Origin of the sequence: Streptomyces sp. NPDC101776, from assembly GCF_044766845.1 — a bacterium.
Classification (GTDB): domain Bacteria; phylum Actinomycetota; class Actinomycetes; order Streptomycetales; family Streptomycetaceae; genus Streptomyces.
Window position 1 is genome coordinate 24,354 of sequence record NZ_JBIWMV010000025.1, and the last position, 23,529, is coordinate 47,882.

The 23,529-nt window shown below is 71.5% G+C and carries 20 protein-coding genes; 7 read left to right on the plus strand and 13 right to left on the minus strand.

Annotated features, from left to right (window positions below):
• The first annotated feature begins 58 nt into the window (after positions 1–58).
• Positions 59–838 carry an ErmE/ErmH/ErmO/ErmR family 23S rRNA (adenine(2058)-N(6))-methyltransferase gene (gene erm / locus ACIRRY_RS44710; RefSeq protein WP_403984885.1) on the plus strand — a complete coding sequence of 260 codons (780 nt, stop codon included), beginning with the start codon at positions 59–61 and terminating at the stop codon, positions 836–838.
• 60 nt (positions 839–898) lie between these two features.
• On the opposite strand, the gene ACIRRY_RS44715 is transcribed toward erm, so the two are convergent.
• Positions 899–3,142 (minus strand): MMPL family transporter, encoded by a 2,244-nt coding sequence (locus tag ACIRRY_RS44715; protein WP_403984887.1) that lies wholly within the window; start codon positions 3,140–3,142, stop codon positions 899–901.
• 413 nt (positions 3,143–3,555) lie between these two features.
• On the opposite strand from ACIRRY_RS44715, the gene ACIRRY_RS44720 reads away from it, so the two are divergent.
• The 6 genes from ACIRRY_RS44720 (at position 3,556) to ACIRRY_RS44745 (ending at position 8,391) form a co-directional block, all read left to right on the plus strand.
• Positions 3,556–4,101, plus strand: coding sequence for a DUF1697 domain-containing protein (locus ACIRRY_RS44720; protein ID WP_403984889.1), 546 nt, complete (start codon positions 3,556–3,558; stop codon positions 4,099–4,101).
• A gap of 45 nt (positions 4,102–4,146) precedes the next feature.
• A complete protein-coding gene (locus tag ACIRRY_RS44725; RefSeq protein WP_403984891.1) occupies positions 4,147–5,169 on the plus strand; it encodes a ketopantoate reductase family protein in 1,023 nt (340 codons plus the stop codon).
• Between the two features lie 25 nt (positions 5,170–5,194).
• The gene (locus ACIRRY_RS44730) at positions 5,195–5,797 is read left to right on the plus strand and encodes a TIGR03086 family metal-binding protein (RefSeq protein WP_403984893.1); all 603 of its coding nucleotides are present in this window, start codon (positions 5,195–5,197) and stop codon (positions 5,795–5,797) included.
• Between the two features lie 55 nt (positions 5,798–5,852).
• Positions 5,853–6,470, plus strand: coding sequence for a DsbA family protein (locus ACIRRY_RS44735; protein ID WP_403984895.1), 618 nt, complete (start codon positions 5,853–5,855; stop codon positions 6,468–6,470).
• A 137-nt stretch (positions 6,471–6,607) separates the two neighbouring features.
• The gene (locus tag ACIRRY_RS44740) at positions 6,608–8,047 is read left to right on the plus strand and encodes a hypothetical protein (protein ID WP_403984897.1); all 1,440 of its coding nucleotides are present in this window, start codon (positions 6,608–6,610) and stop codon (positions 8,045–8,047) included.
• Positions 8,048–8,067: 20 nt separating this feature from the next.
• On the plus strand, positions 8,068–8,391 hold the full coding sequence (locus ACIRRY_RS44745; RefSeq protein ID WP_403984899.1) for a hypothetical protein: 324 nt from the start codon (positions 8,068–8,070) through the stop codon (positions 8,389–8,391).
• A gap of 41 nt (positions 8,392–8,432) precedes the next feature.
• Here ACIRRY_RS44745 and ACIRRY_RS44750 read toward each other — a convergent pair whose 3' ends face one another.
• From ACIRRY_RS44750 to ACIRRY_RS44805, 12 genes are all read right to left on the minus strand, one after another.
• The gene (locus ACIRRY_RS44750; protein ID WP_403984901.1) at positions 8,433–9,770 is read right to left on the minus strand and encodes a protein kinase; all 1,338 of its coding nucleotides are present in this window, start codon (positions 9,768–9,770) and stop codon (positions 8,433–8,435) included.
• Positions 9,771–10,694: a PP2C family serine/threonine-protein phosphatase gene (locus ACIRRY_RS44755; RefSeq protein ID WP_403984903.1), complete on the minus strand. Its 924-nt coding sequence runs from the start codon at positions 10,692–10,694 to the stop codon at positions 9,771–9,773.
• Positions 10,688–11,356 (minus strand): tellurium resistance protein, encoded by a 669-nt coding sequence (locus ACIRRY_RS44760; RefSeq protein WP_403985071.1) that lies wholly within the window; start codon positions 11,354–11,356, stop codon positions 10,688–10,690. Before ACIRRY_RS44760 ends, ACIRRY_RS44755 begins: the two co-directional genes overlap by 7 nt.
• A gap of 80 nt (positions 11,357–11,436) precedes the next feature.
• Positions 11,437–11,562 carry a hypothetical protein gene (locus tag ACIRRY_RS44765; RefSeq protein WP_403984905.1) on the minus strand — a complete coding sequence of 42 codons (126 nt, stop codon included), beginning with the start codon at positions 11,560–11,562 and terminating at the stop codon, positions 11,437–11,439.
• On the minus strand, positions 11,559–13,175 hold the full coding sequence (locus tag ACIRRY_RS44770) for a hypothetical protein (RefSeq protein WP_403984907.1): 1,617 nt from the start codon (positions 13,173–13,175) through the stop codon (positions 11,559–11,561). Before ACIRRY_RS44770 ends, ACIRRY_RS44765 begins: the two co-directional genes overlap by 4 nt.
• Positions 13,172–16,204, minus strand: coding sequence for a GTPase-associated protein 1-related protein (locus tag ACIRRY_RS44775; RefSeq protein WP_403984909.1), 3,033 nt, complete (start codon positions 16,202–16,204; stop codon positions 13,172–13,174). The genes ACIRRY_RS44770 and ACIRRY_RS44775 overlap by 4 nt, the downstream gene beginning before the upstream one ends.
• The gene (locus tag ACIRRY_RS44780; RefSeq protein WP_403984911.1) at positions 16,201–17,454 is read right to left on the minus strand and encodes a hypothetical protein; all 1,254 of its coding nucleotides are present in this window, start codon (positions 17,452–17,454) and stop codon (positions 16,201–16,203) included. Before ACIRRY_RS44780 ends, ACIRRY_RS44775 begins: the two co-directional genes overlap by 4 nt.
• Before the next feature lie 3 nt (positions 17,455–17,457).
• Positions 17,458–19,623 carry a hypothetical protein gene (locus ACIRRY_RS44785; RefSeq protein ID WP_403984913.1) on the minus strand — a complete coding sequence of 722 codons (2,166 nt, stop codon included), beginning with the start codon at positions 19,621–19,623 and terminating at the stop codon, positions 17,458–17,460.
• Positions 19,624–19,727: 104 nt separating this feature from the next.
• Positions 19,728–20,468 (minus strand): sirohydrochlorin chelatase, encoded by a 741-nt coding sequence (locus ACIRRY_RS44790; RefSeq protein WP_403984915.1) that lies wholly within the window; start codon positions 20,466–20,468, stop codon positions 19,728–19,730.
• 10 nt (positions 20,469–20,478) lie between these two features.
• Positions 20,479–21,390 (minus strand): ABC transporter permease, encoded by a 912-nt coding sequence (locus ACIRRY_RS44795; RefSeq protein WP_403984917.1) that lies wholly within the window; start codon positions 21,388–21,390, stop codon positions 20,479–20,481.
• Positions 21,377–22,183 carry an ABC transporter ATP-binding protein gene (locus tag ACIRRY_RS44800; RefSeq protein WP_403984919.1) on the minus strand — a complete coding sequence of 269 codons (807 nt, stop codon included), beginning with the start codon at positions 22,181–22,183 and terminating at the stop codon, positions 21,377–21,379. Before ACIRRY_RS44800 ends, ACIRRY_RS44795 begins: the two co-directional genes overlap by 14 nt.
• Before the next feature lie 13 nt (positions 22,184–22,196).
• Positions 22,197–23,309: an aliphatic sulfonate ABC transporter substrate-binding protein gene (locus ACIRRY_RS44805; RefSeq protein ID WP_403984921.1), complete on the minus strand. Its 1,113-nt coding sequence runs from the start codon at positions 23,307–23,309 to the stop codon at positions 22,197–22,199.
• Between the last annotated feature and the right edge of the window lie 220 nt (positions 23,310–23,529).

Consider the following 23,529-nt stretch of genomic DNA (forward strand, 5'->3'; position numbering starts at 1 on the left):
TCCGGTCGGGGCCTTCGTCTGCCCGTATGCCCTTCACGGACGACAAGGACCGCAGGCCATGGCCCGCCCCACCCACGTTTCCCGCGCGCTCTCGCAGAACTTCCTCGCCGACCGCGCCACCGCCGAGTACGTCGCCCAACTCGCCGTCACGCACCGACGGCAGATCTCCCTCCTCCTCGAAGTGGGCGCCGGAAAGGGCGCGTTGACCGCACGCCTCGCACCCCACTGCCGCGAACTCCACGCCCACGAGATCGACCCCCGACTCGTACCGGGACTCCGCACCCGCTTCTCGGAAACACCCCAAGTGCACGTCATCGCCGGTGACTTCATGGGCACCCGCCCTCCACGCACTCCGTTCGCCGTCGCCGGAAACGTACCCTTCTCCCGCACCGCCGACATCGTCGACTGGTGTCTGCGCGCCCCCGCCATCACCGACGCCACCCTGCTCACCCAACTCGAGTACGCCCGCAAACGCACCGGGGACTACGGGAGTTGGACCCTGCTGACGGTCCGCAGCTGGCCCCGGTACGAGTGGCGGCTGGTCGGGCGGGTCGACCGGCGCCGGTTCAGTCCCGTGCCACGCGTCGACGCCGGGATCCTACGGATCGAACGGCGCCGGACGCCGCTGCTCGAACCGCCCGCGCTGGCCGGTTGGCGGCACCTCGTCGAGCTCGGCTTCTCGGGGGTGGGCGGCTCGCTGCACGCCTCCCTGCGCCGGGCCCACCCGAGGCGACGCGTGGACGCCGCGTTCCGTGCGGCACGCCTCGACCCGCACGTCCTCGTCGGCGAGGTGTCTCCGGACCGCTGGCTACGGTTGCACAGGGAGCTGATGCCGTAGGACAGCGGTGAGGGCCTGTTGGTTCCCCCGGGATACCAACAGGCCCTCAGTCAGAAGGAGTTACACCCGCACCGGCTCCTCCTCACCCGTCACCGTGGACGCGACCTCCTCCGGTGACTCGTCGTGGGTGAGGTCGGGCAGACGGTGGAGCCACTTCGGGAAGTACCAGTTGCGCTCGCCGAGCAGGGCCATCACCGCGGGGAGCAGGACACCCCGGATGACCGTCGCGTCGATGAGGACCGCCGCCGCGAGGCCGACGCCCATCTGTTTCATCGACTGCATGGACAGGGTGCCGAAGATCGCGAAGACGGCGACCATGATGACGGCGGCACTGGTGACGACCCCTGCCGTGGTGACCACGCCGTGCTGGATCGCCTCCTGTGTCGTACGGCCGCGCAGCCGGGCCTCGCGGATACGGGAGACGACGAACACGTGGTAGTCCATCGACAGCCCGAACAGGATCACGAAGAGGAACAGCGGCAGCCAGGTGACGATCGCGCCGACGCCCTCCGCGCCCACCAGCGAGGCACCCCAGCCGTGTTGGAACACGGCGACGAGGATGCCGTAAGCGGCGCCCACCGAAAGGAGGTTGAGGGCGATCGAGGTGATCGCGACCGTCAGTGAGCGGAACGACAGCAGCATCAGCAGGAAGGCGAAGACCACGACGAACGCGAAGACCGGTACGACCGACCCGAGGAGTTGGTCGTTGAAGTCGTGCGACCCGGCGACGTTTCCGGTGATCGGTGCCTGGACGCCATCGATCTTGCCGAGGGTCGCGGGCCGTACCTCGTCGCGCAGTTTCTCCAGGCTCTTGGCGGCCTTGTCCTGGTCGGAGCCGCCGACGAGCGGGACGTAGACGAAGGCGACGTTCTGCGCGTCGTGCAGCTTGATGTCGACCGGGCCGCGCGAGGCGCCCGAACTGACGGCCTGCGCCTTGAAGTTCGCGAGCGCGCTCTTCACTTCGGGCGCGTTGATGTCCTTCGCCTTGACGACCACCTCGGCCGGATCGGAGCCGCCCGGGAAGGCGTCGTTGACCCGGTTGTAAGTCCCCACGATCGGGAGGGAGTTGCCGAACTCCTGGTCCAGGGTGAGGTTCTCGGTCTTCATGCCGACGGCCGGTGCGGCGATCGCGAGCAGCGCGCCGGCCGCGACGAGCACGGAGACCAGCGGCTTGGCGAGCACGCCCTTCAGGACGGCGGTCCAGAACCGGCTCTCCCCGTTGCCACGGCGGTTGCGCCGGCGCAGGAACGGTATGCGGCCCTTCTCGACCCGCTCGCCCAACAGCGAGAGCAGCGCGGGCAGTACGGTCACGGAGCCGACCATGGCGACCGCGACGACCATCAGCGAGGCCAGGCCCATCGCCTCGAACTCGGCGAGCCCGGTGAACAGCATGCCCGCCATCGCCACGCACACCGTGACACCGGAGACGATGATGGCGCGGCCACTGGTCGCGGCGGCGATCCGCAGCGCGGCCCCGGCATCCCGGCCGGCCTCGCGCTCCTCGCGTTCGCGGCGCAGATAGAACAGGCAGTAGTCGACGCCGACGGCCAACCCCACCAGCAGCATGACGGAGTTGGCGGTGTCACTCATCGGCTGGACGTGGCTGACGATGCCCATCAGGCCCATCGTCGCGATGATCGCGGTGACGGCCAGAGCGACTGGCAGCAGCGCCGCGACCAGCGCGCCGAAGGCGATGAGGAGGATACCGAGAGCCACCGGCACGGCGGAGTACTCCGCCTTCTTGAAGTCGTTGCCGTACGCGTCCTTGTACTGCTTCGCCATGCTCGCGCCGCCGATCTCCTCGATCCGCAGCGAGCCGTGGTCCTTCTGCACCCCGGCGACGGCCTCCAGTACCGGCTCCACCCGGTCGCCGGCGGTGTCCGCGTCGCCGCGCATGTCGAACTGGACCAGCGCGCTCCGCCCGTCCTTCGAGATCGTCCTCGTGTCGTACGGCGAGGTGACGTCCGTGACCCGGCCGGTCCCCTCGACGGCCTTGACGAGGGCGGTCACCGCGGTGCGGAACTCGCTGTCGGTGGAGGTGACCGACGCGTCCTTCGACTGGATCAGGACGGTCTCACCGGCCGGCTCCTTGATCCCGGCGTCGTCGATGATCGTGGCGGCGGTGTGCGTCTCGCCCTTGAGCTGGTCGCTCTCGTCGACGTCCACTCGGCCCGCCGCCGAACCGATCCCCATCGCCAGCACCACGAACAGCACCCAGATGCCGACCGCGGCCCACCGGTGCCGGGCGCTCCAGCCGCCGGCCCGGGCGGCGATGCCCCGCACCCGTGAATCTCCGTTCCCCATGACGGGCTTGCCCCCTTGTGCGCGGTGACAGCCGCCTGCCGCCACCTCATGGTTCGAAGGTATGCGCGGAATAAGAACGTCCCCTCGTGCTGACCGGTGAGGTCTCGGCCGAGCGGCTCCTCCGCACGGACCCCGGGCCCTCACCACTGGGGAGGACGGCGGCCCCCTACATCTATCCGGGCGGCTCGGGGGTGGTGATCAGGGTGACCGGGTGCGCGGGGTGTCCGATGCGTCGGCCGGGGCCCGCTTTGTCATTACGAAACCTTGTTGAACAAGTCACAGGTGCCGGTGGGTGTGCCCGAAGGTGTTGATCCGGACCCACCTCGTCCGACAGAGTTTCCGCGCACCCGCACACCACGAGCGGCCGTCGTGCCCACCCCCACGGGGCACGAAGGCCGCTCTATGGTGGCCGGATGACGACATACGCGGCGCTGTTGCGCGGAATCAACGTGGGCGGCAACAAGAAGCTCCCGATGGCCGAGCTGCGCACGCTCCTCGAAGGCCTCGGGCACGACGCCGTCCGCACTTACCTCCAGAGCGGCCAGGCCGTGTTCGCGAGTGGCCACGGTGACGAGGAGTCCCTCGCGGCGGAGCTCGCGCAGGCGATCGAGAAGCGGTTCGGCTTCACGGTCGACGTCATCGTCCGCGACCACGCCTACCTGAGCGCGATCGCCGACAACTGCCCTTTCCCGGCGGCCGAGTTGGAGGCCAAGCAGCTCCACGTCACGTACTACTCGGTGCCGGTCGCGGAGGACCGCTTCGCGGAACTGGACCAAGCCGCCTATCTCCCCGAGGAGTTCCGCCTCGGCGACCGCGCCCTGTACCTCCACGCCCCCGACGGCCTCGGCCGCTCCAAGCTCGCCGTGGAACTGTCCCGGCCGCGACTCAACAAGGGCCTGGTCGCCACCACGCGCAACTGGAACACCGTGGTCAAACTGGTGGAGCTGACCGGCAGTTGAGATCCCTCCTGGAGGGAGAGATCCACACTGTGCGAGGCTCGTCCCATGCGCTACATCATCATCGGAGCAGGGGCGGTCGGCGGGGCCATCGGTGGCCGGCTGGCCGGGGCGGGGTGCGAGGTCGTGCTGGTCGCGCGGGGTGCGCAGCGGGCGGCGCTGGCCGAGCGCGGGTTGCGGCTCAAGGTGCCGGACGGCGAGTCGACGTATCGGCTGCCGGTTGTCGAAGGGCCCGCGGAACTGGGCGAGTTGAGGGCCGACGACGTCCTCGTGCTGGCCGTCAAGACACAGGACAGCGAGGCCGCGCTGGCGGTCTGGGGCCCGGCGCCGGTCGCCGGTGGCGGCACGGCGGCCGAGCGGCTGCCGGTCGTCTGCGCGCAGAACGGGGTGGAGGGCGGACGGCTCGCGCTGCGCCGCTTCCGACGGGTCTACGGTGTCTGCGTCTGGCTGCCCGCGACCTTCGTCGAACCGGGCGTCGTCGCCGCCGAGGGCACCCCGCTCACCGGCATCCTGCACCTCGGCCGCTATCCGCACGGCACGGACGAGACCGCCCGGCTGATCGCCGCCGACCTGGAGAAGGCGCGGTTCGAGGCGCCGGCCGTGCCGGACGTGACGCGCTGGCAGTACGCCAAGCTGCTCAGCAACCTGGTCAACGCCGTCGAGGCGGTCGCCGGGCCGCTCGGCAGTGAGGAGAGCCTCGCGATCTACGGGCGGGTACGGGCCGAGGGCGTGGCCGTGCTCGACGCGGCCGGGATCGCCTACGCCAGCGCCGAGGAGGAGAAGGAGGCACGCGGCGACAAGATCCAGCTCGTGGAGATCGACGGCATCCCGCGCGGCGGCGGCTCCTCCTGGCAGTCCCTGAACCGGGGCACCGGCACCATCGAGGCCGACTACCTCAACGGCGAGATCGCGCTGCTGGGGCGGCTGCACGGTGTCCCGACCCCGCTCAACGACCTGCTGCAACGGCTCGCGAACACCTTCGCGCGCGAACGCAGGGCGCCCGGTTCGCTGCCGTTCGACGAGCTGCTCCGGCTCGCCGACGAGGCTGTCGCGTTTGTTCAAGAGTCCTGACCGCGCGCTCCCTAGCGTGGGACGCATGAGCAACCACGACCTGCACCCGTACATGATCGAATGCGCCGCCGAGGCGGCCCGTGTCGCGCGCGGTGTCAGCGCGGCCCAGCTCGACGACCCCACGCACTGTCCCGACTGGGACGTGCGCACGATGGTCAACCACTGGGTCCTCTACACCTCGCACGGCCTGGAGCACCGGGCCCTGCGCGAGCAGCTCTCCGAGGAGCTGACCGCGCGCGACTTCACCGCCGATCCGGACTGGGCGGAGGCCTACGCCGCCCAACTGGACCGGGCCGTCGCCGCCTGGGCCGACCCGGCGGTCTGGGAGGGCGAGGTCGACCTCGGCATGGCGAAGATGCCGGCCGGCGAAATCGCTCCGATGATCATCAAGGAGCTGGCCGTCCACGGCTGGGACGTCGCCACGGCCACCGGTCAGCGGTACGTCGTCTCGGACGGCGCCGCCCGTCTCGTCCTCGACGTGGTCGAGAAGCACGGCGCCCTCTACCGCCAGTACGACGGCTTCGCCGACCCGGTACCCGTACCGGACGGCACCCCCGTCTTCGAACGCGCCCTCGCGTCCAGCGGGCGGGACCCGCGACAGACGGCCGTGAGCGAAGTGGACCACTGAGAAATCAGCTGATTGGGCCGAGTTTCCAGCCCAATCGGCGACTAGCGTTCTCGGTATGAGTGACGACACCCCGGTCCGCGTCGACTTCTACTTCGACCCCGCCTGCCCCTTCGCCTGGATCACCTCCCGCTGGCTGCTGGAGGTCGAGCGCGAGCGCCCGCTCGACCTCCGCTTCCACGCGATGAGCCTCTACCTCCACAACATCGGCAACGAACTCCCCGACTGGTACCGGGAGTTGGTCGACAAGTCCATCGGCCCGGTGCGCGTCGCCGTGGCCGCCGCAGAACAGCGGGGCGACGAGATCCTGCGGGACCTGTACACGGCCTTCGGTGTCCGCGTCCACGAGCGGGCCTACGACGACTTCGACGCGGTGATCACCGAGTCCCTCGCGGACCTCGGACTCCCCGCCGAACTGGCCGCCGCCGCCCACGATCCGTCGTACGACGACGCCGTGCGCCGCAGTCATGAGGCGGGCGTCGAGAAGGAGTCGGGCGGCTATGTGGGGACGCCGACCCTGCACGTCGACGGAACGGTGTGGTTCGGCCCCGTGCTGCGGGCGATTCCGCGCGGCGCGAAGGCGGCCGAACTCTTCGACAGTTTCCGGGTGTTGGCCACCCACCCCGACCTCTTCGAACTGAAGCGGACCCGTACCGGCGGGCTGTCCTTCGACTGAAAGCCCGCGCACTCGCCGAACTCCGGGACAAAACAGGCTTGTTGTCCCTAGGGTTGAGTGCGCTGGTTCGGACGGAAGGGCAGGTCACAGTGGCGGGCAGAGTCCTACCGTCGTTGCCGCAGTACCGCAAGGACGGGGTGACCCGACGACTGTGCGCGTCGGTCCATCTCGACGAGGGGTTCGCCCGCGAGGTCGACGAGGAACTCACCGGGGACCGCTTCAACGCCCTCGGCCTCACACTCGGCATCAACCTGGTCGCGCTCGCCCGGCACGCCCGCGCCGCCCTGCTGCGCCGCGCGGCCCTGGACCGCCAACTCGCCTGGCTCAGTGCCGCGTTCGGCGCCTCGCTGCTGGTGGCGCTCTGGGGACTCGCGAACGGCCTCGGCTCGGTCGCCCTGGTGGGCGTCTACGGTCCGGTCATCGTCGTCGGTGCCTCGTGGTGGCTGGTCCACCGCACGGAGGCCCAGGCCCGCGAGGCGGCACAGGAGGTGTTCCGCAACCCCGACAAGGTGGAGAAGCTGGCCCCACCGGTGGAAGCGGCGGCGGAGGCCTGGCTCCAGGAGCACTCGAACAAGCGGGCAAACGTGCTGCCGTACGCCGACGCGGCGGCCCTCACCAACCCGTTCGTCGGCAGCGGCAGAAAGATCAAGGAAGTCGTCTGGCAGCCGATCGACGTCAGCAAGCCGGCCGACGCGCCGCAGGGCGGCAAGCTCACCATCCGCCAGTTCGACGCGGTCAAGCTCCACACCTATGTGGCCAAGGAGATGGAGGCCCTCTCCGGGCTGGACGGACTGCGGACCAAGAACCGGCTCTACGTCCTCGGCAGCAACGCCTACATGCTTCCGGAACTGCTGCCCGACCGCACCGCGCGCCCCCTCCCGAAGATCCCCAGCCAACTGGTGCAGGCGGGCGTGCAGACTCCGGGCGCGGGCATGCGGACGCATCTGTGCCTGGAGCGGGTCGGTGACGGCGGGCGGATCATCGTCTCCATGTATCTGCGGGCGATCCTCAGCGGGCCCAGCCTCACCTGGGAGGTCGCCGCCTACGCGATCCCACCGCTGGGCGGACGCTTCCACCTGGTGGACCGGCTGCCCGTGACCCCTTCCAAGCGCTGGTGGAGCCTGGTCCGGTACGCCAACGCGCGTACCTGGCCCGAACTCCGGGGAGCCGTCGGGCGGTTGCGGGCGCTGCGCAGAGCGCGGCGGCACCGCGAGAAGTTCATGGCGGAGCGGCGGCGGGAGATCCTGGACCACCACATCGTCCTCGACGTCGGCGCCACCGACAGCCTGCGCGAGCGGATCGGGGACTGGGGCGAGGCGGGCTACGCCGAACGCATCGACTCGCAGGACTTCCTCTTCAGGCTCCAGGGCGGCGTCCTCGTCGCCACCGAGAAGTTCCTCAAGGACCACAACGTCGACACGAGTTCCTTCGACAAGGCGCAGGCCAACATCAGCACGCAGACCTACAACATCTCCGGGGACGTCCACAACAGCGCCGTGGGCAACCAGGGCCACGTCACCAACAACGGGCCGCAAGGCCACGGGCCTTCGGGCCAGAGCGGGGCACCACAGCCCTGAACACCAACGGGGAGCGGGACATGAGCACATTCAACTTCAACGGCGGCGGCAACATCCACAACAGCCACATCGGCGACCACGGTCACGTCGTGAACAACGGAACGGACTCCGCGACCGTCCTGGCCCTCGCCGACCAGCTCGTCGACCGGATGCGCGGCGAGAACCCGACACTGCTCCCTCAAGCGCAGGTCATCCAGGGCGAGTTGGTGCAGGCGGGCGAGGAGGGCCGGGCCGTCAACCGGGGCCGGGTCCGGACCGCGCTGGAGACCATCACCATCGGCGTCGGGGCCGGCACCGGCGGGCTCGCGCTCATCGAGCAGCTGAAGCACGCGCTCGGCCTGTGAAGCGGTAGGGGCGCCCCGTCCCAACAGGGCGCCCCCACACCTCACTTCGCCTTGACCACCGCCCGGGCCCCGCCGCCCAGGTCCAGTTCGAGACCCGACCGCAGCGGCACTGTCTGACCGGGACCGATCTGCTGCGAGGTGCCGTCGGAGCGCGTCCCCGTCCACGTCTGCCGCGAGCGGTTGGCGATGCCGAACCGGCCCGGTTTCGCGGGGTGTTCGACCAGTTCGGCGACCAGACTCGCGTCCGAGCAGTCGTGCCGGGTCGGCTCCGCCTGGAGATGGTGGGCCTGCACCCGGGCCGCCCGGCCCAGCCGGATGTGGTGCTCGGTGCGCGGCGGGGGAGTGGTCACCACCAGCCGGGGCGGCAGCACGAGCCGGGTGCCGCAGCCCCAACAGGCGCGGGACGGCGGGTTCTCACCCGGTTCCGTCATGTTCTGCCGGCCGCACGAGGCGCACTCCACGACCGAGTCCAGTACGGCCCGCAGCGCGTCCCGCCACTCCGTCTCGCGGACCCGGGCCGCCGGATCGCGCAGCCCGACCGTGAACTGGGTCCGGAACAGGTCCTGGAGCTTCCCCGCCGCCGCACTCCAGGTGGCCAGTACGGTCGCGTGCTCCACCGGGTCGGGCGCGTTCGAGTCGTCGGCCGGGTCGAAGACGAACAGCGGACTCTTGCCGTACAGCTTGCGCTCCGCCGCCTCGTCGAGGCAGTGGATGCCCAACTCCCGCTTTCCCTTCAGCGGATGATGGTTCATCAGGAACATGAACAGCAGGACGGCGAGCGAGTGCAGGTCGGACTGGGTGCCGGGGCGGGCGCCCGGCTCCGCGCGGACCAGTTCCGGGGCCATGAACTCCATCGTCCCCGAGATACCGCTGACGTCCCCCTCCACCACCGCGTTGTCGTTGTCGCAGACCAGCACGTCACCGGTGTCCGGGTCGAAGAAGATGTTGCCCCAGGAGATGTCCCGGTAGGCGATGCCCCGTGAGTGCAGCGCCTGGTACGCCTCCACCGTGTACAGGCACGCCGTCAGCAACGCGCGCGGTGTGGTGCGCAGTTGACGCCGGAACAGCGCGGGCAGCCCCTTGAAGTGGTCCGGGCGCAGCCCCATGAGATACCCGAACGACCCCTTGTACGCGGGCACATACGCCTCGGGCCACAGGAACCGGTCGTCGTCGAAGTCCCGCTCCACCAACTCCCGTACGATCGCGTCCTGTTCCGTGGTCGCGCAGGTCGGGTAGTACCACTTGAGGGCCCTGTCGCCGACCGGGGTCTTGGCCCGGTACACCTCGCCCTGGCCGCCCGCGCCCAGCATGTCGACGATCTGGATCTCTTCGCCGTTCTGCGCGGTCAGCCGTGTACCGCTGTCGAGCATGCCGCTCATCTATGTCTCCGTCTTCCGTTCCGTATCCATGGGCGAGTCCTCCGGAGGGGCCTCCTGGGCGGGGTCCGGCGGACCGCCCGTCACCGTCGGCACATGCCGCAGCGCCGCCGCCAGGGTCGTGTCGTCGCCCGAGTACTTCGAGGCCTGCTCCAGCCACTGGGGGAGCACCTCGCGCACCCCCTCGTGGCCGTCCGCCGCCAGCCGACCGTCCAGGCCCGCCACGAACTGCCGGTAGCCGTCGGCCGAGGCGAAGCTCTTCGACAGGCCGTCCGTCGACAGGACGACCAGACGCGGTGTGCGGGACTGGTCGAACACCGGTGCCCAGTGCATCCGCACCGCGCTCCACGCCTCCTTGCCGCACAGCGACTCCGTCTCGTCGCCGAGATCCTCCTCGGCGGGGGCCAGCGGCCGGCTCAGCGTGCCGTCGTGCTCGACCACCGCGAGATCGCCGTCGCCGATCTGCCAGGCCACGAACAGCCACGGCGTCAGCACGGCGCCGATCAACGTCGTGCCGTAGAGCAGGAGTTTCTCGCTCTGGCGTGGTTCCGGTGTGCCCGCGTCGGCGACCGGGCGGTGGCGGTCCCAGTGGCCGAGGGCCTCCTCGCGCCAGTCGTGTACCAGGGCGCGCGGGAAGTCGTCGCGGGCATAGGTCATCAGGCGGGCGAGGCGGCCCGGTTCATGGCAGTCGCGGGCCGCCCGGGCGAACAGCTCGGCCCGGCCCACGAAGCGGTCCACGGCGAAACGCGCGCCGATCTCGCTGCGGGTGTAGCGGGCCGAGCCGTGCCCGTCGGCCACCGCCAGCAGCAGCGGGTCCTCGCCGGACCCGGAGCCCTGGCACGTGAACCAGTCCTGGTTGCGCTTCTTCCCGACGCCCTGCACGCTCCCGGTCAGCGTCTCCCACCGTCGCGCTCCGAGCGTCACCACACGTCGTCATCGTCGTCGTCGATGACCGGCGGCGCGTACGGTTGCTTGGTGAGGGTCGGGCCGGACGACGAGTCGCCCGCGACCGGCTGCGAGGCCGCCTTCACCGCCGCCGTCGACGCCCAACGGATCGCCGCCGCGAGCTGTTTGGGGCTGTTGGCGTCCAGTGGCTGCAACTCGGGGTTGCCCAGGAACTCCTGGAGCACACCGCGGTCCGCGTCGGCGCCGATCGCGATCGCGACCCGTACCGCCTTACGGCCCCACGGTGTCGCGTCGATCGCCTTCAGGCCCGCCCGCCAGTCGTCCGTGGGCACCCCGTCCGACACCAGCGCCAGCACCGGCTTCAGCGCGCGCTGCGGCATCGGCGGACTCTGCAGCTCGCGCGAGACCAGGTGCAGGGCCTCACCGAGGTTGGTCATGCCGTCCACCTCGATGTCCTGCCAGGTGAAGTCGTCGACAGGGACGGGGGTCTGATGAAGCCACCGGGCCGTGGTGGAGAACGTGACGGTCCGCAGCAGCAGTTGGGCCGCCGGGTTGTCGTGGGCCACCGACCGCATCTCCGGGATCGCTTCTCTGATCCCGTAGTTGAGCTGGCCGATCTTCTCGCCCTGCATCGAGTACGAGCAGTCGAGCAGCCAGATGAAGTGGACCGGCCGGTTCGCCATGGGCCCGCCGGGAATGTCGCTCACTCCGTGTCCTTTCCATGAGTTGAGGGGCTGTGGGTCGGGGATCTGTGAGGTGGGTTCTATGTGCCGGGGAGGAACAGACAGGCCACGTAGGCCAGGGTGGCCGCCGTGAGCACCAGCGAGGCGACGAACAGGCCCGCCAGCAGCCGCCGTCCGTGTCCGACCGGTGGGGTCACCTTCGTCATGCCGGGGTGTACCTCTTCCTCTTCTCCGGTGCCGTGCCCGGTGTGCCGGTGACCGCGGCGGTCTTCAGCCCCGAGACCGCGAGCAGCCACAACACCGGTTCCGCGGCCCGGCGTTGCTCGCTCTCCAGCGGTCCGGCGCCGGTGGCGGCACGGGCGCTCACCGCCCAGTAACGGGCCTCCTTGAAGTCGTGTCCGAGCGCCCGGACGAGTCCGCCGAGGCCGATCTCCGTCAGCCAGGAATCGACCTGCGCCCCCGGTCTCGGCAGGGTGACCAACCGGTCCAGGACATCCCGCTTGGTGACGACCGTCGCCACGGACAGCCGCCCGCGCCGCCGGCCGGTCAGCGCGTTCAGCTCACCGGTGAGCCGCTGGTACGTCTCCCACGGGCCCTGCGTCGACGGGCGGGCCGCTCCGACCCGTTCGGCGTCCTCGGTGCCGAGCAGCCGTCCGCGCACCTTGAGGTCGGCCAGCACGTCGGCGACCAGGACGACACCGTCCGTGTGCTCCAAGTACTTCTGGGCGCGCACCCGTTCGGCCTCGCTCACCGACTCGCCCATCGGGTCGTAGAGATAGAGCAGCCGCCGCCGTCGGCCCCGGGTCACCGTCAGCATCAGGGCGCGCGGCTGGCCGCCGGTCGTGGCGTGGGCCCAACCGGTGCTGTTCAGCTCCTGGTTGAGGTCGTTGAACCTATGGCGGTCGTCGGCGGAGGCGTAGTCGACGCGCAGGTCGCCGTGCCGGTCCCAGGCGTGCAGGCCCTCGACCATGGCCGCCATCAGCATCGTCTTGCCGGAGGACGTGCCGCCCACCAGCGGGGCGTGCACGACGCGGGTGGTGCCGACGATCTCGGGCAGCACCCGGTCGCAGTACGGGCACAGCGCGGTGAGCTTGCCGCGCCCCGCGAGCCGGGTCGTGGGCAGCCGCTGCCCGCACACACAGCCGTGCCCCAGCACGCCGTACCGTCCGGGCCGCAGCGACCTGTGCGGCTTCGCGCAGCCGGCGCAGCGGTGCACGGCCAGCGGGACCGGGCGATAGCAGCCCGGATAGGGGCACTTGACGCGGATGCCGCGGGTCAGCGCCCAGCCGCGCTCCACTCCGCGCAGCATCGGGACCGCCGTCGCGCAGCCCAGCCACACCAGCCCGACCAGCAGCCCGAGGAACAGCAGCGACACACCGAGCAGGGCGGTGGCGAGCGCCACGCCGAGCAGCGCGCCCACGAAGGTGCCCGGCGCCACGAAAACGATGTACCCGAAGCGGTTGATCGGCGCCCGGCCGCGACGGCCCGACGGGTGCCGGCCCAGGAACAGGTTCCGTACGGTCCGCCGCAGCCACACATCGCGGAACGCGATCCACACGACCCGCATCCCGTAGGCGCCGGCCGTCCACGCGTCCACCCACAACTGCCGCCAGTAGTAGCCCAAATGGGCGGGTTCGGCACCCGTGGCGACGAGTGGGACGCGCTGGTCGGGGCGGCCCGGCCGCCAAGGTCCCAGGCCTTGCCACACGGCCCGGGTGCCGATCCACAGGAACACCCACAGCACCCGGCCCAGGCCCAGCCCGACCGCGATGAGCCCGGTCCAGACGGCCAGGAGCAGCACCGGTGACGCGGTGGTCATCGGCGGCCTCCCTCGGTCGGTGGTTGCACGTCCCCGGGCCACACCTCGGCCTGGTCCGGGCGCCGTCCGCGTCCGGACAGCCGCCCCGCGAGACGCCCCAGCGCGCCGGGGCGGTTCCAGGCCCGATACGCGTCGAGCTTGCCCCGGCCCGCGCGCCCGAGCACCGCCTCGACCTCGGTCTGGTCCTCGGCGGGCAGCGCCCGTACGACCGGCCGCAGCACCTTGCCGAGCAGGGCGTTCCGGGTCTCGTCCCAGTTCGGATGGGTTCCCGGGAACGCGCTCCAGTCGCAGAACCGGGCGGCGACATACGTCGGCGAGGTCCGCAGCCGGTCGCCCACGCGGTCGGAACGGCCCGCCTTCTCGTACGTCTCCAGCAGCCGTGTTTCACCCGAACGAGCCAGCGCGTAGAGCTCGTTGGTCGGCACCTGCCCTTCGAGGAGCCGCCACGCGAGAACCTGGAAGGCACGGTCGACGACCGGGTCCGGCACCGGCTCGGCGGCACCGTTCTTCAGATTCAGCACCCGGCTGACCCACTCGTCGCTCTCCCCCTCGGTGCCCAACAGTCCGGCCAGCTCCAGGAGAAGCAGGGCCGCGCGCTGCCCCGGCCGCAGCTCCGTGCTGAAGCAGCGCAGCAGGTCCTCCGCGAGCGCGGGTACGTCACGGTCGTCCGCCGACGCGGTGAGGGCGGCCTCGATCAACAGGTCCCGCGTACCGGCCGTACGGTGGGTGTCGGACCCCAGCTCGTTCAGCAGCAGGCCGGCCTCCAGGCCCGTCGGCAGCTCGCCGGGCCAGGTGAGACTCAACGCGGTACGCAGTACGGCGGGGTCGGCCAGCGGCGAGACACCCGCCGTCCGCAGCACCTCACGGAACCGCGCGAGCCGGTCCCGCGCCCCGACGGGCGTCACACACATCCGCAGATGCGGGAAACCGGGTTGGAGGCTCAGGGGCAGCCCGGACCCCGTCAACGCCCGTGCCACAGCCACCGGTTCGGCTGCGGCGAGCGCGTTGAGCGACCCGAACAGCGCCACCCGCAGCCCGGGATGAGCATGCACCGCGTCGAGCAGCGCGGGCGGGCAGCCCACGACGGGACGGGCATCGCCCTCCGGGGGCTCGGCGGGCGTTGCCTGTCCGGGTGCTTGCGGACCGCGCGCGGGTGAGGTGGGTCGGGTGCCGCCCTGCCAAGGATCGGCGGACCTGGGCTGTCCGGGCGTGCGCGGGCTGGGCGTTGGTGGGGCGGGCCGGGTGTCGGCCTGCCAAGGATCGGTGGGTCCTGGCTGCCCCGGTGTGCGCGGGGCGTGTGCCGGTGGGGCGTTGCCCTGGCGGGGCCGCTGGCCCGGGCTCGGCTGTCCCGGTGCCCGGAGGCTGTGGGACCGGCTCCGGTCGCCGTCCGGATCGGGCGCGGTTGTCGGATCGCTCACCAACTCCATCGCCAACCTGCCTGCCAGCGCGGGGAGTTGGTCCTGGCAGTCGATGCCGAGCAGATCGGCGACCCGCAGCAGCGCGAGCGGCCGTCCGGCGGGCGGTTCGGCCGGGTCGGCGAGCCCGGCCCGCAGGGCGGGTGCGAGATCGCGGGCCAGCTCGTCATGGGCGCGCGGGGTCAGCGACCCGGCTCGCAGCGCGGGCACCGGACCCTTGCCGAGCACCGCCGACGCCAGCACCCGAGCGGCCAACGGCGCCGACACAACGGCCGGCACCTGTCCGTCCAACCGGGCCAACAGGGCCGCCAGCGCGGCCTGTTCGTCGTCCACCGAGCCAGGAGCTGCCGGTGCCGCCGGTCCGTGGTCCGCCAGGCCCCGAGCGTCTGCCCCCGGCTGTCGGTGGCCCGCCGAGCCAGGGGTGGCCAGCCCCGCCTGCCCGTGGCCTGCCGAGTCGAGGGTGCCCGCCCCCGGCTGTCCGTGGCCCGCCGAGCCGTGGGAACCCGCCCCCGCCTGCGCGTCGTTCGCCGACCTCCGGGTGCCCGGCGCAGTCCGTGTCTCCTGAGCCGAATCCCTGGCGCTCGACAAGTACCGCCCGCCATCAGCCCACCGCGAACCCGCCAGGGGCCCCTCGGACAGCCCCGCGACCAGTGCCATGAGTGTCGCGTCCGGCAGTGCGCCCGCGTGCTCGGTCGCCCAACGGGCCGCCGCCGTACGGGCGTCCGGGCGCAGGGCGATGCCCGCGATCAGTGCGGTGGCGGCCAACTGGCCCAGATCTTCAGAGGTGTTGTGGAACAGGTCGGGGCGGCCCGCGCACCAGACCCGGGCGCACAGCTCGGCCCAGAGGTCGGCGACCGGGCCGGACGGCTGCTGCCCGGTGCAGTCGTGGACGCGGTAGCGGTGGTCGTGGGCGACGGACTCCGAGGACGGCAGCGCGCCGACGAGCTGCTGACGCGCCTGTTGGGGGCGGCGGGTGTACGTCGTGAAGGTGAGCCGGTGCGCCTGCTCGCGGGGCAGGACCGCGCAGGCGAGCGCGATCCACTGGGCCACATCGGCGCTGTCGTGCTCCACGACCACGATCTGCCCGGCACCCGGATCCGCGGCGACCGCTCGCAGATCGGCGAAGAACGGCGCGAGCCACCCGGCCCGGGACACCGCGAACGCGACCAGCGCGTCCTTGCGGAGCAGCCCGGACGGCTCGATACGGTCGACCGGCCGCGGCCTGCCGTCCGGGGGAGTCGCGTCCGCCCAACGCGGCGACTCCCAGGCGGTGATGGGCAGCGCGCCGTCCGGCAGCCGGGTCCCGGCCGGCAGATGCACGGCGTGCGCGTGGAAGTTGCCCCAGCGCCCGCTGTAGTCGGCGCCGATGTACACCGAGCGGCTCAACAGCCGCCCGCCGTCGGACAGTTCACTGAAGCTGAAGGCCTTCGGGAACCCCTTGAGCTGTTCGGCGTCCGGCCGGGCCGGGCAGTCGCGCGGCGGCTCGTACCCGATGAGCTGCTCGGCCTCCCGCAACAGCCCCTGCGGAACCCCCGCGCTGACCGCGGTGAAGCGGAAGCCGGAGCCGTCGGGGCCGGGCGGCGCCGAGGTGTAGTGCAGCTGGGCCAGGGTCACTTGGCTCGTCCCTTCCCGGCGGTACGGACCGGCAGCACTCCACGCAACGCCAGCAGCCACAGCAGCGGATCCTCCACCCGCACCGGCTGCGGCCCGGACTTCGGTACGTCCGCGGGCGCGTCGGCGGGCGGCGGCGCACCCAGCGCCGAGAGCCCGAACAGCGACAACCGGTCGAAGTCCAGCTCCAGTTGCCGCAACAGCGCCCCCGAGTCCCAGTCCGCCATCAGCGAGCGCATCTCCTCGTGCACGGTGAGCCGGTCGTCCTCGTCATAAGTGCCCTCCGGATGCGGCGCGTTGCGCAGCACCGGCGAATGCGCGTCCAGCAGCGGCTTCAGCATGTCCGTCTTCGTCACCGCCACCGCGATCGGCGTGCTCACCCGCCCCCGTGAACCGCCCTTGCCGTGGGCGCGCAACTGGGCGGCCAGATCGGCGGCGATCTGCTGCGGCGGGGTCTCCACCATGGGCAGCGGCGGACCGTCCTGGAGCGGCAACCGGTCGCGCACGGAGCCCAGTTGCAGGGGGTCGACCAGCAGGACGATGCCGTCGGCCGCGCTGAGATAGCGCGTGTACCGGTCCATCGCCTCGGCGCCCGCGAGATCCTCGCCCGCCGCGTCGAAGAAGACCAATGTGGTGTGCCGGGTGCCGTTGCCGAGTCTCCCGCGGCGGGGCACGCTCAGCCGGTACAGCAGCGGATCGTTGAAGCCGAGCGCCGCGGGGCGGGTCGCGTCCGGCAGCCGCAGCCGCTCGTACAGATCCTCCGCCATCTCCCGGTCCCGCTGCTGCGTGGCCTGCCCCATCGCCGCCAGCGAGGCGTGATAGGCCTGCCCGACCCGCTGGTTCAACTCGTTGACCAGCACGGACACATAGGTGCTCTTGCCGGAGGCCTTCGCACCGACCAGCGCGATGATCCGGCTGTCCTGGTCGCAGTAGTCGCTGGGCAGGTCGCTGTGGCAGGACGCGCAGACGCGGACGGTCGTGGTCACCCCGCAGTCCGGGCAGGGCACGCTGCTCCCGGAGCCGGAGCGCAGCCCGGACGCCAGCGCGGCCATCCCGCGCGCCGGGGCGAACACCGGACCCCGCAGCAGGGCCGCCGGATTCACGCCGGGACCCACGAACCCGGCCCAGACATCGTCCCGTTGGGGCCCGCAGGGTGTGCCTCCGCGCACCCCGCTGGGGGTCATCAGGCACCGGTAGGGCAGTTTGGCCGCCGAGGTTCGGGCGAAGCAGTAGGGGCAGATGACGGTCGTCATGGCTCAGCGCACCACCAGGGTCGCGGGGGACGGTTCTTCGAGTCGTACGGAGGCCGCGTGCTCGCCCAGCAGAAAGCCGCGCAGGGTGTACGGCGCCGGGCAGGGCGCGGCCGGCAACTCCTGTTCCACCGTGCCGAGCCGGAGGAGATCGGTGCCGGGGATGCGCAGCAGGGTCGTGCCGTCGGCCGCGCTGCGCGGCCGGAGTGTGCCACTGCGCGCCACGCACACGAACTCGGGGGCGTCGTCCTGCTCCCCGCCCTCGGGCGCGGACAGGGTGACCCGCAGCAGGGGGCGCCCCCGGCCGAGCAACCGGCGTGGGGCGCGCACCAGTTGATACCCGATGGCCGTGTCGGGCGGCAGCAGCACCTCGGCTGCGTCCGGTACGACGACGACGGCGCCGGGTACTTGAGGAGCGGCGGCGACCCGGACCCGTACGGCCCGCGGCCCCACCGCCAGCCGCAGTCCGCCCCGCCGGTAGGCGTGCGCGGTGACACTGCGCTCACCCGAGTCCCAACTCACCCTGAGATGAGGGGTGTCACCGGGCCAGTCCAGCGAGACCTCCGCCTCCCCGCCCGGCAGCCGCCGCGCGGCGAGCCCGGTCACCGGCCGGAGCACCTCGACATCGACCGCGGGACCGGCCAGCGCCCGCTCGCCGAGGACGGCGACGGCGGCGACCCGGACACTCAGACCGGGCGGCGGACGCAGCGCCCCGTCCCGCTCGGGCCAGCCGAGCCCGGCCGGCAGGTCCCGCGTGCGCAGTTCGGCGCCGGGGGCCGGTACCTCACCGGGCCACTCCACCAGTCGTACGTCCCCTTCCTCGGCGCCGGTCCAGGCGAACCGGACGGCGTCGCCCTCGGGCCGGGCGGTGAGGGTACGGACGGGGGAGGGCCAGGGGTGGACGGTGCGGGTGGCGCGTACGCCGGGGGAGGCGACGGGCTGTCCGCCGGGGGTGCGGTAGTGGCAGACGACGCGGACGGTGTGGCGGCCGGGCGGGAGATCTGTGGCGGTGAACCCCTCTGAGCGGAGGGTGAGTCGACCGTCCGTGGCGTCCGGTCCGGTGCGTTCGACCGTCACGTCCGTGGCACCCGGCGGACGCTTCCAGGCGCCCTCGATGCGCTCCGGCCCGTCCGTCAGGGTGAGCGACTCCACCTCCGGGGCGAGGAGCAACCGGTGCGATACGAGGGGCGGACCGTCCACGAGTCCCTCACGCAGGGGGAGGGCGGCATAGCGGACGGTGCTCCCGAGGACCAACGCCTCGTCCCGCGCGGCCACTTCCCGCACGGCGGGCGCACCCCGCTCGTCGCGGTGCAGACACAGCAGCCGCCAGCCATCGTCCGAGCCCGTCTCGTCCCACGTCAACCGCACATGGTCCAGGCCTAGTTCGGCATCCAGTGCGGCCGGCTCACCGGTCCGCGGCCGATGCGCCCGCACCAGTCCGCGCAACGCCCGCCGGTCGTCGGCGACTTCACGCAGCGCGCGCAGATACTCCGCGCCGACGGTCTCCGTGTCCCGGTCCCGCTCGGCCCGCCGCGCCGCGAGCAGCGCCCCGTCGACCACCGCGAACCGCAGGGCCAACCCGTTCCGCAGCGACCGTAGCGCCGGGTCGTCGGTGCCGTGGGGGAGCCGTTCCAGCAGGGTGCGGACCCGGTGCAGCCGGTGCTGCTCCCAGGCCCCGGCGAGGGACTCGGCGGCCTGTCGTTCGCCCCGGTCGAGGTGGGGCCGCAGGCGGGCCGCCGCCACGAGCCCGCCGATTTCGTCGGCGTGCACGCCCAACTGGGCGGCCGTGTGCGGGCGTTCCTTCGCCGGCCGGTCCTGGAGCAGCCCGATCAGCTGATAGAGCACGACCCTGCGTACCGCCTGCGGATCTTGCCGCTGTTCCTCGGCCAGCAGGCGGGCCAGTCCGGCGGTCGGGGTCGGGGCGCGGGCGAGATCCTCCAGGAACGCGACGTCCACGCGCCGGCGCCCGCGCCCGCCGGACGGCACGTACACGCCGTCGAGGACGCTCAGCCCGCCGGTGCCGGGCGGCAGCAGCGCCTCGCCCAAGTGTCGTAAGCCGAGCGCGTGTTGGGCGGCGACGAGCTCGCCGTAGGACGCCACGAGAGGGCTCAGCGGCAGCCCGGACAGTGCCCGGGGCAGCCCCAGGTGATGCCCGAAGTCCCGACCCTTCACGTGTGCTGCTCCCCCGCTTGCTCCGCGAAGGAACCATCCCAGCAGATCCGCGGCCCCAGGGGGACCCTTTTTCGCGAATCCGGGCAGGTCGGACCTGTGACGCGCTATGCGCCCACGGCGGCGAGCAGCGGGGCCAGGGCCGCGTCGTAGCGCTCCAGGAGGAGGCGTGCCACCTCCGGTGCCGGGCCCAGGACGTCGGCGAGGACGTCCGCCTCCGTCGCGCCCCGCGCGATACGGTCGGGGAGGAAGCCGGGGGCCAGGACGTACGGTGCGACCGCGACGCGTTCGCAGCCCAGGGCGCGCAGTTCACGGACCGCGTCCTCGGTGCGGGGCAGGGCCGCCGAGGCGAACGCGGGGCGCACGGCCCGCCAGCCGGTGTGCCACCAGTCCCGCGCGACGCCGTCGATCACCGCGATCGCCTCCGGGTCGGTGGACCCCGCCGAGGCCAGGACGACCCCGGTCGAGGACTTGTCGGCAGGCGTCAACCCGGCCTCGTGGAGCCGCCGTTCGAGCGCGCGCAGCAACAGCGGCGACGGACCCAGCACCTCCGCCTGTCTGATCCGCAGCCGTGGCGGCGCGTCCCGCAGGACCGCCGGGATGTCCGCCTTCGCGTGGAACGCGCGGGTCAGGAGCAGGGGGAGGGCCACGACGTCCTGCACGCCCTCCGCCGCGAGCGACTCCAACACCCCGTGCACGGAGGGGATGTTGAAGTCCAGGAAGCCGATCTCCACGCGCAGCCCGGGCCGCCGCGACCGTATCCGCCGGACGAGGGCGTGGACGGTCGCGGCGTGCCGCGGATCGCGGCTGCCGTGGGCGATGACGAGGAGAACCGGCCTCTGGTGCATACGGATCAGCTCAGCTCTTCACCAGCAGACCGCGGCTGCGCAGCACCCACCGCTCCAGCGGGCTGAACAGCAGCAGATCGATGGCGATACCGACGAACAGGATCAGGAAGATGGCCTCGAACACCATCGCCATGTCACTGGCGGTCCGGCCGTTCTCCAGCAGCTGGCCGAGGCCCACGCCCAGGTCCGGGAACTGCGCGATGATCTCGGCCGCCATCAGCGAGCGCCACGAGAACGCCCAGCCCTGCTTCAGGCCCGCCACATAGCCGGGGAGCGCCGCCGGCAGCGTGACGTACCAGATGCCCTTGACCCCGGTCGCGCCCATCGTGCGGCCCGCCCGCAGGAACAGCGGCGGCACCTGGTCGACGCCGGACACCAGCCCGTTGGCGATCGAGGGGACCGCGCCGAGCAGGATGACCGCGTACATCATCGAGTTGTTCAGGCCCAGCCAGATCACGGCCGGCGGCACCCACGCCACCGACGGCAGCGACTGGAGGCCGGACAGGATCGGGCCGATCGCCGCGCGCACGAACTTCACCCGCGCCACCAGCAGACCCAGCGGGGTGCCGATGAGCAGCGCGAAGAAGAAGCCGAGCAGACCGCGCGAGACGCTGGTCCAGATGTAGCCGAGCAGATCGCCCGCGAGCCAGGCGTCCTTGAACTCCGTGCCCACGGCGCCCGGTGAGGGCAGCTTGCTCGGGTCGTCGACGACCGGGGTCAGGATCAACCAGACGACCATCACCACCGCGATGGCGACGATCGGCGGGAAGATCTTGTTGACGAAGGTCTGCCGGAAGGTCGGACGGCTGGTGACGACGAGGTCCAGGGCGTCGAGACCGGCCTCCACGGAGACGTTTTGTCCGAGGTTGCCCGTCGCAGACTCTCCGGTCGAGTCCGTCGTCCTCGTGTCACTGCTGGCCATGACGGCGGATCTCCCCACGCAGAACTTCGGTGATCTCAACGGACAGTTCGGCCACGGGCGCGTCCTCGATACGGCGCGGCTGCGGAATGTCGACCGTCCACTCGCGGGCGATCCGGCCGGGCCGGGAGGACAGCAGCACCACCCGCTGCGCGAGCCGTACCGCCTCGCGCACGTTGTGCGTGACGAACAGGACGGAGAGCCCCGTCTCGCCCCAGATACGGGTCAGTTCGTCGTGCAGGACGTCCCGCGTGATGGCGTCCAGCGCCGCGAACGGCTCGTCCATCAGCAGGATGCGGCTCTCCTGGGCGAGCGCGCGGGCCATGGCGACCCGCTGGCGCATACCGCCCGACAGTTCGTGCACCCGCTTGCCGTACGAGCCCTGCAACCGGACCAGTTCGAGCAGTTCCTCGGTCCGGCCGCGCCGCTCGTTCTTCGGAACTCCCGCGAGTTTCAGGGCGAGTTCGATGTTCTTGCCCGCCGTGAGCCAGGGGAACAGGGCGTGCTCCTGGAACATCAGCGTGGGGCGGCCGTCCGTCGTGATGGACCCGGTGGTGGGCTTGTCGAGGCCCGCCACCAGGTTCAGCAGGGTGGACTTGCCGCAGCCCGAGGCCCCCAGGAGGGTGACGAACTCGCCGGGCGCGACATCGATGCTGATGTCGTCCAGGACGAGCTGCTGCCCACCCGGTGTCGCGAAGGACTTCGAGACATGGTCGAGGCGTGCCGCGTGCTCTACCGACTCGGTGGTCTCCTTGGCGAAGGTCGTGGCCACGGTCGTCACCTCCTGGGAAGTCATCGGGTTCCCTCGATCAGCTCGTGCCGAGACCGGCGGCGTCGACCGTGCTCTCACCGTCGGCCTTGAGGACCTTGTTGAGGAGCGTCAGGTCGTAGATGCCGCTCAGGTCGGGCTTCTCCAGGAGACCGGCCTTCACCGCGTGCTCCGCCTCGGTGTTGAGGGTGGCGGCCAGCGGGTCGTTGGTGAACTGGATCGAACTCCACGCCGGGTCCAGGACGCCTGCGGGCAGCGCCTTGCCGGAGTCGGCCTCCAGCTGCTTGTTCGCCGCGGCCTTCGCCTCGGTCGGGTTGGCGTTGATCCACTTGTTGGCCGCGACCGAGCCCTTCAGCACGGCCTCGACGACCTTCGGGTGCGCCTTCAGGAACTTCTGCGACACGATGATGTTCGTGATCACGAACTTCTTGTCGGGCCACAGCGTCGACTCGTCCAGCAGCACCTTGGCGCCCTCGGCGACCAGCTTGGAGGCGGTCGGCTCCGGCACCCAGGCGCCGTCGATCGAACCGGCCTTGTAGGCGTCCGGGGTGATCTTGTTGTCGGTGCGGACGACGGTCACATCGCCCTTGCCGCTCTGCGCGTCGACCTTCCAGCCCTGGTCCGCGATCCAGTTGAGGAACGCCACGTCCTGCGTGTTGCCCAGCTGAGGCGTCGCGATCTTCTTGCCCTTGACGTCCGCCAGGGACTTGATCTTCTTCGGGTTGACGACCAACTTCACCCCGCCGGACGCCGAACCGCCGATGATCTTCAGGCTCTTGCCGTCGGACTTGGTGTAGCCGTTGACCGCCGGGGAGGGGCCGATGTAACCGATGTCGATGGAGCCCGAGTTGAGCGCCTCGATCTCGGACGGGCCGGCGTTGAAGGTCGCGTAGGACGCCTTGGTGGCGCCCAACTCCTTCTGGAAGAGGCCCTGTTCACGGGCGACCAGCGCGGTCCCGTGGGTCAGGTTGCCGAAGTAGCCGATCTTCACGGCGGCGAGACCGTCGATCTTCGAGGCTCCGGCGGCGACCTTCTCCTTGGAGTTGGTGCTCTTGGAGTCCGACCCGTAACCGCAGGCGGCGAGGGTGAGCAGGGGGAGCGCGGCGACCACGGCTATGCCGCGGCGCAGGAATGTCGAGCGGTTGGCAGGCACGGGAGGTGTTCCTCTCGTTGGCCCGGCGGTCACGGTCTCAGGTCGTGGCCGGGAGGTCGGCAGGTCTTCGTCTTCGTCGTGTCCGGGACGGCGGGTGGGGGGACTGGGCGCGCAAGCGGTGCGCGTACGTCAGCCCGCACATCGCGCCACTCCGCCCTGCCCGCTGCCGAGGGCGCCGCTGCCGACGCGGCCGCCCTCCTTCGCGAACGTGGAGTAGAAG